The sequence below is a fragment of the Achromobacter sp. MYb9 genome, from assembly GCF_002975275.1.
Taxonomy (GTDB): domain Bacteria; phylum Pseudomonadota; class Gammaproteobacteria; order Burkholderiales; family Burkholderiaceae_B; genus Achromobacter.
On sequence record NZ_PCOQ01000032.1, the window covers coordinates 22,993 to 35,806 of the forward strand.

Sequence of the window (12,814 nt, forward strand, 5' to 3'; positions counted from 1 at the left end):
ATGAGCCAGATCACAAAGACAACGACCTTGCTGGTGATCGGCGGCGGCCCCGGCGGCTACGTGGCCGCCATCCGCGCCGGCCAATTGGGCGTGCCGACCATCCTGGTCGAAGGCGGCCAGTTGGGCGGCACTTGCCTGAACATCGGTTGCATCCCATCCAAGGCGCTGATTCACGCGGCCGAGGAATTCGACAAGGCGCGCCATTACGCGGACACGTCGCCGCTGGGCATTTCGGTGTCGGCGCCGGCCATCGACATCACGCGGACCGTGGCGTGGAAAGACGGCATTGTCGGCAAGCTGACGGGCGGCGTGGCCGCGCTGTTGAAGAAGAACGGCGTGGAAGTGGTGCCGGGCTGGGCCAGCCTGCTGGACGGCAAGACCGCGGAAGTCACCGCGGCGGATGGGTCCATCGTGCGCATCCAGTGCGAGCACCTGCTGCTGGCGGCCGGCTCCGAGCCCACGCCGCTGGTGTCCATGCCGTTCGGCGGCATCGTGGTGTCTTCCACCGAAGCGCTGTCGCCGGCCAGCATCCCCAAGCAATTGGTGGTGGTCGGTGGCGGTTACATCGGCCTGGAGCTGGGCACCGTGTACCGCAAGCTGGGCGCCGAAGTCGCCGTGGTGGAAGCGCAGGACCGCATTTTGCCGACCTATGACGCGGAACTGACCAAACCCGTGGCCGCCGCGCTGGCGAAGATGGGCGTGGCGTTGCACCTGAACCGCAAAGTACTGGGCCTGAACGGTGCGGGCGACGCGGTGCGGGTGCAGGACGGGGCAGGCGTCGAAACCCTGCTGCCGGCCGACCGCGTGCTGATCGCGGTGGGGCGCCGTCCCCGCACGCAAGGCTGGGGGCTGGAAAGCCTGCAGCTTGACCGCAAGGGCAATGCGTTGCGCATCGATGACCAGTGCCGCACGTCCATGCGCGATGTCTGGGCCATCGGCGATATCGCCGGCGAACCCATGCTGGCGCATCGCGCCATGGCGCAGGGCGAAATGGTGGCCGAGCTGGTGGCGGGCAAGCGCCGGCATTTCCAGCCGGCATCGATCCCGGCCGTGTGCTTTACCGATCCCGAGGTCGTGGTGGCCGGGCTGTCGCCCGCCGAGGCGGAAAGCGCGGGGCTGGATTGCCTGACGGCGTCCTTCCCGTTCGCTGCCAACGGACGCGCCATGACGCTGGAGTCCACCGACGGCTTCGTCCGCGTGGTGGCCCGGCGCGACAACCACTTGATCGTGGGCTGGCAGGCGGTGGGGCGCGGCGTGTCGGAACTGTCGACGGCGTTCGGCCAATCGCTGGAAATGGGCGCGACGCTTGAAGATGTGGCGGGCACCATCCACGCGCACCCGACCTTGGGTGAAGCCGTTCAGGAAGCGGCGCTGAAGGCGCTGGGCCACGCGCTGCATATCTGATTCGCCAAGCCCGCACAGCACCGCCGCGCGCCGGACCTCCGGGCGCGGCGGTTTTTCTTATCGCCGGGCCGCCCCAGGATAGGAACGCCCCTTGGGGGGGGGCAGCAAACACGCACCACGTGTGCGGCGCGGGGCCCCCACCTTTCAGACGGGGCGTTTGCGCAACAGGTATTTCTGCTGACCATCCATCACCAGCACGCCGTGCTGGTTGCGCACTTCGCTGCGCATGGCCAGCACGCCGGTGCTGCGGCCGGGGGCAAGCTCGGTCACGTGCAGGGACGCATACAAGGTGTCGCCCGAGAACACCGGTTTCAAGAAGCGGCTGCTTTGCTCCAGGAAGGCCTTCAGTGAATCCTCCACCATGTGCGGGAACAGGCCGGCGCCCGCCGCGGTCTGGATGGCCACCTGAAAACCGTGCGCAAGCATGTGCGGCATGCCATGGGCGCGGCAATACTCCACGTCGTAGTGCACCGGGTGGTTGTCGCCGCTGGCCAGCTGGAAGGCGGCGAACAGCGCGTCGGTCATGGTGCGGGACGGCAGGTTGAAGACCTCGCCAATCTCGAAGTCTTCGAAGTAGCGCTGGGCGCACAGTTGATGCTTGATCATGCCGGGGTCCTGTCTGGAAGGGGTTGCATGGGGGGATCGGGCGGGGCGCGTCAGTTCGCGGTCATGTTGGCCGCGCGGGCGACCTGGCTCCATTTCTTCAACTCGCTATCCAGGAAGGTGGCCAATGCCGCGGGCGACGGTTCCGTTTCCAGCACCAGGCCCATGTCGTAGGCGCGACGCTTCAACGCCTCGTCCTGCAGCGCGGCCTGCAGGGTCGACGTCAGCGTCTCGATCACCGGGGCAGGCGTGCCGGCAGGCGCGAACACGGCATTCCAGGTATAGGCCTCGTATCCCGGGACGGCTTCGGCAATGGCCGGGGTGTCCGGCGTCTGCGGCAGGCGCTGGCTCATCGACGTGGCTAGCAATCGCACCGTTCCGGCATGCACTTGCGCCAGGCCGGTGGGGGCGCTGTCGATCATGAATTCCAGGTGTCCGCCAATGACATCGGCCATGGCGGGAGCGCTGCCGCGGTAGGGAACGTGCATGGCGCGGGTGCCCGCCAGGTAGTTGACCAATTCGGCGCCCAGGTGCGGCGCGCTGCCGATGCCGGCGGAACCGTAGTTGACCTTGCCCGGGTGGGATTTCAGATAGGCCAGGAATTCCGGCAGGTTCCGTGCCGGCAGGGATTTGTTGACAATCAGCACCAGCGGCGCCTTGGCGGCCAGACCCACCGGGGCGAAGTCTTCGACGGTACGGTAGGGCAGCGTCGCATGGATGCTCGGATTGACGGCATGCGCCACCGTGGTCAACAGCAACGTGTAGCCGTCGGGCGGCGCTTTCGCAACCGTCTCGGTGCCGACCAACGTGCCTGCGCCAGTGCGGTTTTCAACGATGATGGTCGCGCCCGCCTGGCGGCCCCAGCTTTCGGCCAGGGCACGGGCGAAGGTGTCCGTCGGTCCGCCCGCCGCATAGGGCACCACCAGTTTCACGGGGCGCGAAGGAAAGCCCGGCTGCGCCCAGGCCAGGGGGGCAGCCGCCAGCAGGCTGATGGCCGCGGCCAGTTTTCGGGCCGGTGCGGCCCAGCGGGATAGGGGGATCATGGCTTGTCTCCGTTCATTGTTTTGCCTGCCGGACGCTGCCGGGAAGGTCCGGCAGATGGCGGCTTCGGGTTTGTTCCCTGGTTTCGGCAAAATATAAAGACGATGATCCGGGGCGAATAGTCGAATGTTTTTTCGTCGACTTAGAACCTTTCTAACAGCGGGTTTCCTTGCCGGCATGGCGGAGGTTATGGGGTGATGGCGTTGCGATACGAATTGACCGACCTGCGTGTTTTCATGGCCATTGCCGAGGCCAAGAGCCTGACGGGCGGCGCGTCCGACCTGCATCTGACGGCGCCGTCGGCCAGTTATCGGCTGAAGAACCTGGAACAGGCGATGGGGGTTCCGCTGTTCGTGCGCACGCAGAAGGGCATGTCGCTGACGCCAGCCGGCATGACCGTGCTGCGCTACGCGCAGACCATCTTCGCCAATGTCGAGCGCCTGCAGGGCGAAATGCGCCGGCACACGGATGGTGTCGAGGGGCATATCCGCGTGTTCGCCAACAGCAGCACGATGAGCAGCCTGCCAGCGGCGCTTAGCCGGTTCCTGGCGGCCTATCCCAACGTCAACATCGACCTGGAAGAGCGCCTTAGCGCCGAAACCGTCAAGGCGGTGCTGGACGGGCACGCGGATGTGGGGCTGGTGGCCGGCGCCATCGAGATGCGGGGCCTCGAATTCATCACCTATGGCAAGGACGAATTGTTGTTCATCATTCCGCCGCGCCATCCGTTGGGCCTGCACTTGCGCGTGTCGCTGGAGGCCGCGCTGGCGCACGATATCGTGGCGATCGGCCGAAAAAGCAGCAATTTTCTTTATCTGCAGCAGATGGCCGAGCAGTTGGGCATCAAGCCGCGGGTCCGCGTGCATGCGCCCAACTTCGATGCCGTATTGCGGTGCGTGCAGGAGGGCGCGGGCATTTCGCTGGTGCCGCGCTCGGTTGCTGCGGCGGCGCTTTTGCAGGGCAAGGTCGAAAGCGTGGAAATCGAAGAGGCCTGGGCCGCGCGCGAACAACGCGTGGTGATGCGCAGCATGGAGGCATTGCCGGTTTTCGCGCGCGATTTCGTAGGCTATGTCACCGAGCTTACCCCCGCCGACGCTGGCGATTAGAGAATCTTGAAGCGCAGTTAAAAATTATCGACTGGCGGCGGCGCACAGGGCGTTCCTATAATTTTTTCGCACTGCCGGCCGGCTCATGGGCTGGCTTCCTTGGACGCGCAGGACGATATGACAGCAGCTTTGAAACCCCTGGACGGCATGACGGTCGTCGCGCTTGAGCATGCCGTGGCGGCGCCGTTCGCCAGCCGTCAATTGGCGGATCTTGGCGCCCGTGTGATCAAGATCGAACGCCCCGGCACGGGCGATTTCGCACGCGGCTACGACGCGTCGGTACACGGACAGTCTTCATTTTTCGTGTGGGCCAACCGGGGCAAGGAAAGCCTGTGCCTGGACCTCGAACAGGGCGCCCAGCGCGCCGTGCTGCAGCGGTTGCTGGCCGACGCCGACGTCTTCATCCAGAACCTGGCTCCCGGGGCGGCGCAGCGCAAGGGGTTGGACTTCGCCACCCTGCATGCCGACTTTCCCCGCCTGATCGTGTGCGATGTTTCGGGGTATGGCGACAGCGGCCCCTTTCGCGAGAAAAAGGCCTACGACCTGCTGATCCAGGCCGCGGCTGGCTTGATTTCGGTGACGGGCACCCCTGACGCGCCAGCGCGCACCGGCATATCGATCGCCGATATCTCGGCAGGCATGTACGCGTACTCCGGCATCTTGACGGCCCTGTTGCAGCGCGCACGTACAGGCAAGGGGCTGCGGGTAGATGTCACCATGCTGGAGGCGCTGACCGAATGGATGTCGTACCCCTTGAATGCTGCCCGCTATGGCGGGTCGCCGCCGGCGCGCAACGGTGTGGCTCATCCCGCCATCGCCCCTTACGGCCAGTATCAGGCGGGCGACGGGAAGGACATTATTTTTGGCCTGCAGAACGAACGCGAATGGGCGCATTTCTGCGCGGGGGTGCTGCAGGACCCGGCCCTGGCGCAAGACGGGCGTTTTTCGTCCAACGTCCTGCGTGTCTCCAACCGCAAGGCGCTGGATGCCCGTATCGCCGAATGCTTCGCGCCGCTCTCGCGCGAGGAAGTGCTGCGCCGGCTGGACGACGCCGGTATCGCCAATTCCGCGCTGAACACCATGCACGACGTCTGGGACCATCCCCAGTTTGCCGCCCGCGACCGGTGGCGCGACGTCGCTACGCCAGCGGGCCCGATCCGGGCACTGCTGCCGCCCGCCACGTTGTCGGGCGTGGAGGCGGCCATGGGCGACGTCCCGGCGCTGGGCCAGCACACGCAGGCGATCCTGGCCGAGCTGGGCGTCACGCTGGCGGCTTGACGCTGCTGGCCGGTGGGCCGCGGCGCCCCTTTACTTGCCGCCATCCACATACGGCCGGGATTGCAGGACGATGATGTTATCGCCCTGCACGGCCCATTCGATGTCCTGGTCCACGTTGCCCAGACGCAGCTTGATCTGGCTGCCCACGGCGGCCAGCCGGGCGACCAGTGCGTCGGTCAGCACCTGGCGCGAACCTTCGATCGGCACTTCGCGCACGCCGCCCGCCGCGTTTGGCACCAGTTGCGTGTCTTCGGCCGACCGGCTTAGCACCTGCACGGCCTTGGACCAGCTGGAATACATCAGTTGCTCTGCCTGGCGCTTGCCTTCCACCACTTTGATTCCCAGGCCGCGTTTGGCCGAGATGTAGGTCACGTAGCGCCGCGACGCGTCGAAGGGATCGCGCGTGATCATCACGCCTGAACTGTCCGAGGCCGCCGCCTGTTGAACCAGCACCGCCATCACCACGCCGTCCTGGCCGATGCCTGCCGCGCGCCGGGCCTCGTAGGCTTCGAAGTTGTAGATGGACGCCCACACCGTCTGGATCGCCCGGGGCAGCGCGTCGGCTTGCGTGACGTTGGGCACCGTGGTGTAGAGCCCCGCGCCGCTGAACCCGGGCAGGTCTTCGGAATTCGACGAGCTGCGCACGAATACGCCGCGGCCCTGCAATTGTTTTTGCCAGCGATCGCGCCAGGTGGCGGCAAGCGCCGGGTCGGGCTGGGCGTTGACGATGTCCTGGCGCAAGGCGGCGAGCTCGGCGCGGCGGACATTGGCGTCGCTGGCGAAGTCTGCCCGCTGCTCCAGCGCGGCGATGCGTTGCGGCAGGTGCAGCTGCTGCATGAACGCGGCGTATTGAGCGAAGGGGATGCAGAAGCCGTCCGGCACGCTGGCCAGCGGGGCCAACGCCGATTTCAGCGCGCCCAGGTTGGCCGCCTTGACGCCGCAATGGCGGCTGTCGCGGGTCGACATGCCAGTCAGCGGCTTGATGGCCTTGACGGTCAGGTCGGGCTTGGGCAGCGGCAGGCCGCCCGCCTTGGGGCCTGGCGTGGCGGGCGCATCGGGCTTGGCGATGGGCCGTACCTGATAGCCGTTGCTGGCGACATTCAGCTCTACCCATTGGCCGTCGTAGTCGCGCAGCGCGGCGACTCCGTCTCGCACATAGGCGTTGGGAATGCGCCAGCCCTTGGCCAGCAGATTCACGTGCGACAGCAGGGTAGAGGGCCGCTGCGTGATCAGGCCTGCCACGGGGGGCAGCGCCACGGGCACTTCGTCCAGCACCAGGATGTCGGTCGGCGACAGGTCGGGTGTGTCCTCCACCGAGGCCACGATGCGCAGGCGGCCCTGGGCGCGTCCGGTGTTCAGCGGCAGGAAGGTCTGTTCGCGCAGCAAGGCCTCCTGGGTCACGACATCCAGCCCGGCGCGTTGCGCCGTCTGCTCATGCATCGTGGAGTTCGCCTTGAAGCGAAGCGGCGCGTAAAAGGTGGCGCGCAGCCGTTCGCCCGTCAGGGCCAGCAGTTCGGGCGTCAGCCGGTCGCCTTCCCAGAACTCATAGGTGTAGCCGGGCAGGTCGCGCTGCCAGCTCAGGGTGCCGAACAGCAGGCGGCGTTGCGGATCTTTATATTGCGCGATCAGCGTGGCTTTGTCCGCGTCGGGCAGCAGGCGACGCTCGCGGGCGAAGTTCTCGTGCAGCGAGTAGCGCGGCGTATCGATGTAATAGATGCGGTCGCCATGTTTGCGGTCGATCACGAACAGCACATGCGGAATCTCAAGCGGCGTGCCCGGGTTGTACACGCGGGCCAACTGCTGGAATTCCTCCGGGGTGCGGATCTGGCCCAGGAAGGCGGGGCCGCCGCGCTTGGCGTCCTCGGGTTTGCGCGCTTCGATCTCGTCGGTGCGCAAGGGCCGGGCGTTCTCGTAGGGGGAGGGCTTGCGGGCGGTTTGCGCGTGCGGCGCGGCGCTGATGCTGGCGGCCAGGAGGCCGAACGCGGTCAGGACAATCAGGCTGGGCCGGCGTGGGCCAAGACGATGTGATGCAGGCGGTGGGCGCATGAAAAGGCGGGCGGGTCGCAGGGAGTTGCGATGATATCGGAGCCCCCGCGTGGTGCCGCGGAAGAATGTATCCAGATGTGTCCAGTCATTGTCGTTAAGGCCTTTGGCCTTACAAATGCCCAATTTCAGGGATACGCGGACGGCCGGCCGCCGACGGCATCGCCCAAATGCAACAAGGCCCCCAGAAGGGGGCCTTGTTTTTGCCAGCCTGGGCCGGAATCAGCCTTCGGCCGTTTCCGCCAGGATGCGCTTGGCTTCTTCGGCCACGCGTTCGGGGGCGGTGCCGCCGATGTGCTTGCGGGCGGCGACCGAGCCTTCCAGCGTCAGCACTTGGTGGACGTCGTCGCCGATCTGGGCGTGGTAGGCCTTGAGTTCGTCGGTGGACAGGTCAGCCAGGTCGCAGCCGCGCTGTTCGCAGTCGCGCACCGCGTGGGCCACCACTTCGTGCGCGTCGCGGAACGGCACGCCGCGCTTGACCAGGTAGTCGGCCAGGTCGGTGGCGGTGGCAAAGCCCTGCAGCGCCGCGGCGCGCATGTTGTCGGCCTTGACCTTGATGCCGGCAGCCATGTCCGCGAAGATGGTCAGCGTGTCGCGCACGGTGTCCACGGTGTCGAACAAGCCTTCCTTGTCTTCCTGGTTGTCCTTGTTGTAGGCCAGGGGTTGGCCTTTCATCAGGGTCAGCAGGGCGACCAGGTTGCCGTTGACGCGGCCGGTCTTGCCACGGGCAAGTTCGGGCACGTCGGGGTTTTTCTTTTGCGGCATGATCGAGCTGCCGGTGCAGAAGCGGTCGGCCAGGTCGATGAAGCCCACGCGCGGGCTCATCCACAGCACCAGCTCTTCGGACAGGCGCGACACGTGCGTCATGATCAGCGCGCCAGCGGCGCAGAATTCGATGGCGAAGTCGCGGTCGGATACTGCGTCCAGCGAATTGCGGCACACGCCGTCAAAGCCCAGCGTCTTGGCCACGCGTTCACGGTCGATGGGGAACGACGTGCCGGCCAGCGCGGCGGCGCCCAGGGGCAGGCGGTTCACGCGGCGGCGGCAGTCGGCCAGGCGTTCGGCGTCGCGGCCGAACATTTCAGCGTAGGCCAGCAGATGGTGGCCGAACGTGACGGGCTGGGCGACTTGCAGGTGGGTGAAGCCCGGCATGATGGTGCCGGCGTTGTCCAGCGCGACCGCGGCCAGCGCGTGACGCAGCTGGCGCAGCAGGTCTTGCAGGTTGTCGATTTCGTCGCGCAGCCACAGGCGGATGTCGGTGGCGACCTGGTCGTTGCGGGAACGGCCGGTGTGCAGGCGCTTGCCCGCATCGCCCACCAGTTCCACCAGACGCTTCTCGATGTTCAGGTGCACGTCTTCCAGATCCAGCAGCCATTGGAAGCTGCCGGCATCGATTTCGGACAGGATCTGCGTCATGCCGCGCTGGATGTCGGCCAGATCCTGGGCGCCGATGATGCCCTGGGCGGCCAGCATGTCGGCATGCGCGAGCGAGCCCTGGATGTCGTGGCGCGCCAGGCGCTTGTCGAAATCCACGGACGCCGTGTAGCGCTTTACAAGTTCGGAAACCGGTTCCGAGAACCGGGCGGACCAGGCCTGCGCCTTATTGGCGAACTGGTTTTGATCGGAGGAGGGAGTGTTTGCCATGATGGGCGGAATTATAGGGCCTGCCGCCGATGCGGCGCACGCGCCGGGGTAGCATGGCCCTCATATCGCCGTGCCGGGACCTCGGCCCGGCGCGACTTGTCGGATAATCCACAGTCAGTTTCAAGAACTTAAAGCGAGTACACGACATATGCCCCTGGAATGGGAAGAACTGGTTACCCAACTTGATACCCACATGCCGCGCGAGGCCTGGGCGCAGACGCTGGTCGGCATCGGCGTGCTGATTCTGACGGCGCTGTTCGTCCAATGGGTCGTCGCCCGGGTGGTGCTGCTGTTGGCGCACCGCGTGCTGGTGCTGAGCGGCCGTGGAGACTGGGACCAGGCCCTGCAGCGCCGCCGCGCCTATCAGAACCTTTGGTACGCGGTGCCTTTCGCGGTGGTGTCGCTGGGCATCGACCTGGTGCCTCACGTGGAAAAGGCGGTGACCATCGTCGGCCGGCTGGCGCATGCGGGCGCCTGGATCTGCGTGTTCGTCGCATTCTCGGGCGTGTTGAGCGCCTGGCAGGACACCTATTCAGCCACGACGCGGGCGCAAACCCGGTCCATCAAGGGCTATATCCAGATCGGCAAGCTGATCCTGATGGCGGTATGCACCGTTTTGGTGCTTTCCATCCTGATCGACCGCTCGCCGCTGTGGATGATCTCGGGCCTGGGGGCGTTGTCGGCGGTGTTGTTGCTGGTGTTCAAGGACACGCTGCTGTCGCTGGTGGCCAGCACGCAGCTGACCAGCAACGATATGCTGCGCATCGGCGACTGGATCGAAATGCCGCAATCGAACGCCGACGGCTTCGTCAAGGACATCGCGCTGCATACCGTCAAGGTGCAGAACTGGGACAACACCGTCACCACGGTGCCGACCTACAAGCTTTTTTCGGAAAGCTACCGCAACTACCGCCACATGTTCGAATCCGGCGGCCGGCGCATCAAGCGCACCCTGCGGATCGATGCTTCCAGCGTGCGCTTCCTGACCGACGACGAAGCCCAGCGGCTGATGCGTTTTCGCCTGCTGCACGACTATCTTCAAGCCAAGACCCAGGACATCGCTCAGGCGAACCAGACGATGGGCGAGCTGGCCAGCGTGCCGGCAAACCGTCGGCGCCTGACCAACATCGGCACGTTCCGCGCCTATGGACTGGCGTTCCTGAAACAGAACAATGAAGTCCGCCAGGACATGGCGATGATGGTCCGCATGATGGAACCCACGTCGGACGGCATCCCGGTCGAGGTCTATTGCTTCACGGCGGTGACGGCGTGGGTGGAGTACGAGCGGATTCAGGGCGATATCTTCGACCACCTGCTGGCCATCCTGCCGGAACTGGGTCTGCGCCTGTACCAGCAGCCGTCCGGCGCCGATATCGGCGCAATGGGCAGCTATTTGCGCGAGGGTGCCGTTCAAGCCGCCTTGGCGGGCGAGCGCGACCGGCAGGCCCTGGCCCCGCCGATGGACGCCATGCCGCTCGAGCGCGGGCTGACCGACGGCAAAATGCCCCGCTAGGCGGCGGCGCCTGGAAGCGCCGTGAGATAATGGGGCGGTTGGAACTTAGTCATCATTGACCCAGGCGATCACCCCGATGTCGAACCCGTTCTTCAACCTGTATTCCCACGGCTTCGCCCGGGTGGCGGTCGGCGTGCCCGAATGCCGGGTCGCCGATCCGGCATTCAACGCCGCGCAAACCATCGAGCTGGCGCAGCAGGCCGCCCAGGGCGGCGCCGTGCTGGTGGCGTTTCCCGAACTTGGCCTGTCGGCCTATACCTGCGACGACCTGTTCCACCAGAAGGCCTTGCTGGACGAATGCGAGGCGGCGGTGGCCCAGGTGGTGCAAGCCACGGCCGAACTGGATATTGCCGTCATCGTCGGCGCGCCGTTGCGCGTTTCGCACCAGTTGTTCAATTGCGCGGTGGTGGCCGCGGGCGGACGCGTGCTGGGCGTGGTGCCCAAGAGCTACCTGCCCAACTATGGCGAATTCTATGAAGCCCGCCAGTTCAGCGCCGCCGATTGCGCCGCCGCGACCGAAATCCGGCTGCTGGGCGAAACGGTGCCTTTCGGGCCCGAGCAGCTCTTCCAGATGGAAAAGCTGCCGCTGTTCCAGTTCCACGTTGAAATCTGCGAAGACGTCTGGGTGCCCATCCCGCCGTCCTCGTTCGCCGCGCTGGCCGGCGCCACCGTGCTGGTGAACCTGTCCGCCTCGAACATCGTCGTCGGCAAGTCGGAATACCGGCACCAATTGGTGGCGCAGCAGTCGGCCCGTTGCCTGTCAGCCTATATGTACACGTCGGCGGGGCGTGGCGAATCGTCCACCGACCTGGCTTGGGACGGCCAGGCGCTGATTTACGAAAACGGCGAACTGCTGGGCGAATCCGAACGTTTCCTGAACCATTCCCACCTGCTTTTCTCGGACGTGGACCTGGACCGCCTGTCGCGCGAGCGCATGCGCCAGACCACGTTTGGCCAGTCGGTCCGCCGCCACCAGAACGAGGTGCGCCGGTTCCGCACCGTGCCGGTGCCGGTGAACCCGCCGTTGGACGACGCCGAATTGCCTCTTGAGCGCCGCGTGGCGCGTTTCCCCTATGTGCCAGCCGATCCGCAGCGCCGGGACGCCCGCTGCAAAGAGGTCTACAACATCCAGGTGCAGGCGCTGGCGCAGCGTCTGTCGGCCAGCAAGATGTCGAAGGTCGTCATCGGCATTTCCGGCGGGCTGGATTCCACCCATGCCTTGCTGGTATGCGCCCAGGCCATGGATACGCTGGGCTTGCCGCGGTCGAACATTCTGGCCGTCACCATGCCGGGCTTCGCCACCAGCACCCGCACGCTGCAGCAGGCGCGCCGGCTGATGGCCGTGGTGGGCTGCACGGCTTCCGAAATCGACATCCGCCCCAGCTGCCTGCAGATGCTGAAAGACCTGGGCCACCCCTATGCGGAAGGCAAACCGGTCTACGACATCACGTTCGAGAACGTGCAGGCAGGCGAGCGCACCAACCATCTGTTCCGCCTGGCCAACTTCAGCAACGCCATCGTCATCGGCACGGGCGACCTGAGCGAACTTGCACTAGGCTGGTGCACGTACGGCGTGGGCGACCACATGTCGCACTACAGCGTCAATGCCAGCGTGCCGAAGACGCTGATCACGCATCTGGTGCGCTGGGTGGCCGAGTCCGGCCGCCTGGGCGGCGAGGGCGCCGAGGTGCTGCTGGACGTGCTGGGCACGGACGTCAGCCCTGAATTGGTGCCTGGGGGCGACGACGACAAGCCGGTGCAGAAAAGCGAAGCGTCCATCGGCCCTTACGAGCTGCAGGACTTCAACCTGTATTACACGCTGCGCTACGGTTTCGCGCCGACGAAGGTGGCGTTCCTGTCGCTGGCGGCCTGGCGCGACCGCGATGCCGGCGCCTGGCCCGACGCCGGCCATGTGGTCCGCAACCAGTACGATCTGGCCGCCATCAAGCGCAACCTGAAGATCTTCCTGGACCGGTTTTTCCGCACAAGCCAGTTCAAGCGCACCTGCGTGCCGAACGCGCCCAAGGTCGGGTCGGGCGGTTCGCTGTCGCCGCGCGGCGACTGGCGGGCGCCCAGCGATTCCGAGTCGGTGGTGTGGCTGCGCGACGCCGAGCGCATTCCGGACGCGGCCCCGGACGCCTGATACGGGTTCTCCCGCTACTGCGGCGCGACGCCGGTGGTA

9 protein-coding genes are annotated in these 12,814 nt (G+C 66.1%); 5 read left to right on the top strand and 4 right to left on the bottom strand.

Features of this window, described 5'->3' with window-relative positions:
- Nucleotides 1–1,404: a dihydrolipoyl dehydrogenase gene (gene lpdA / locus CQ050_RS28065; RefSeq protein WP_105560111.1), complete on the top strand. Its 1,404-nt coding sequence runs from the start codon at nucleotides 1–3 to the stop codon at nucleotides 1,402–1,404.
- A 144-nt stretch (nucleotides 1,405–1,548) separates the two neighbouring features.
- On the opposite strand, the gene CQ050_RS28070 is transcribed toward lpdA, so the two are convergent.
- Nucleotides 1,549–2,010, bottom strand: a complete 462-nt coding sequence (locus tag CQ050_RS28070; RefSeq protein ID WP_105560112.1) for a MaoC family dehydratase — start codon at nucleotides 2,008–2,010, stop codon at nucleotides 1,549–1,551.
- 50 nt (nucleotides 2,011–2,060) lie between these two features.
- A complete protein-coding gene (locus tag CQ050_RS28075; RefSeq protein ID WP_105560113.1) occupies nucleotides 2,061–3,050 on the bottom strand; it encodes a tripartite tricarboxylate transporter substrate binding protein in 990 nt (329 codons plus the stop codon).
- A 201-nt stretch (nucleotides 3,051–3,251) separates the two neighbouring features.
- Here CQ050_RS28075 and CQ050_RS28080 point away from each other — a divergent pair, with 201 nt between their 5' ends.
- Both CQ050_RS28080 and CQ050_RS28085 read left to right on the top strand, forming a co-directional pair.
- A complete protein-coding gene (locus tag CQ050_RS28080) occupies nucleotides 3,252–4,154 on the top strand; it encodes a LysR family transcriptional regulator (protein ID WP_105560138.1) in 903 nt (300 codons plus the stop codon).
- A 117-nt stretch (nucleotides 4,155–4,271) separates the two neighbouring features.
- Nucleotides 4,272–5,432, top strand: coding sequence for a CaiB/BaiF CoA-transferase family protein (locus CQ050_RS28085; RefSeq protein ID WP_105560114.1), 1,161 nt, complete (start codon nucleotides 4,272–4,274; stop codon nucleotides 5,430–5,432).
- Nucleotides 5,433–5,462: 30 nt separating this feature from the next.
- Here CQ050_RS28085 and CQ050_RS28090 read toward each other — a convergent pair whose 3' ends face one another.
- Entirely contained in the window at nucleotides 5,463–7,478 is a 2,016-nt protein-coding gene (locus CQ050_RS28090; RefSeq protein ID WP_105560115.1) for a PEP/pyruvate-binding domain-containing protein, read from the bottom strand.
- A gap of 219 nt (nucleotides 7,479–7,697) precedes the next feature.
- A complete protein-coding gene (argH, locus tag CQ050_RS28095; RefSeq protein ID WP_105560116.1) occupies nucleotides 7,698–9,119 on the bottom strand; it encodes an argininosuccinate lyase in 1,422 nt (473 codons plus the stop codon).
- Between the two features lie 148 nt (nucleotides 9,120–9,267).
- Between argH and CQ050_RS28100 the strand changes: the two genes are divergently transcribed.
- Nucleotides 9,268–10,632 (top strand): mechanosensitive ion channel family protein, encoded by a 1,365-nt coding sequence (locus CQ050_RS28100; RefSeq protein ID WP_105560117.1) that lies wholly within the window; start codon nucleotides 9,268–9,270, stop codon nucleotides 10,630–10,632.
- A 76-nt stretch (nucleotides 10,633–10,708) separates the two neighbouring features.
- Nucleotides 10,709–12,775 (top strand): NAD(+) synthase, encoded by a 2,067-nt coding sequence (locus CQ050_RS28105; RefSeq protein WP_105560118.1) that lies wholly within the window; start codon nucleotides 10,709–10,711, stop codon nucleotides 12,773–12,775.
- The last annotated feature ends 39 nt before the right edge of the window (nucleotides 12,776–12,814 follow it).

What these genes read in the sequence shown, in the direction of transcription:
- CQ050_RS28070 (WP_105560112.1), bottom strand. Translation starts at nt 2,010, where the DNA reads ATGATCAAGCATCAACTGTGCGCCCAGCGCTACTTCGAAGACTTCGAG.
- lpdA (WP_105560111.1), top strand. Translation starts at nt 1, where the DNA reads ATGAGCCAGATCACAAAGACAACGACCTTGCTGGTGATCGGCGGCGGC.
- CQ050_RS28075 (WP_105560113.1), bottom strand. Translation starts at nt 3,050, where the DNA reads ATGATCCCCCTATCCCGCTGGGCCGCACCGGCCCGAAAACTGGCCGCG.
- CQ050_RS28100 (WP_105560117.1), top strand. Translation starts at nt 9,268, where the DNA reads ATGCCCCTGGAATGGGAAGAACTGGTTACCCAACTTGATACCCACATG.
- argH (WP_105560116.1), bottom strand. Translation starts at nt 9,119, where the DNA reads ATGGCAAACACTCCCTCCTCCGATCAAAACCAGTTCGCCAATAAGGCG.
- CQ050_RS28105 (WP_105560118.1), top strand. Translation starts at nt 10,709, where the DNA reads ATGTCGAACCCGTTCTTCAACCTGTATTCCCACGGCTTCGCCCGGGTG.
- CQ050_RS28090 (WP_105560115.1), bottom strand. Translation starts at nt 7,478, where the DNA reads ATGCGCCCACCGCCTGCATCACATCGTCTTGGCCCACGCCGGCCCAGC.
- CQ050_RS28085 (WP_105560114.1), top strand. Translation starts at nt 4,272, where the DNA reads ATGACAGCAGCTTTGAAACCCCTGGACGGCATGACGGTCGTCGCGCTT.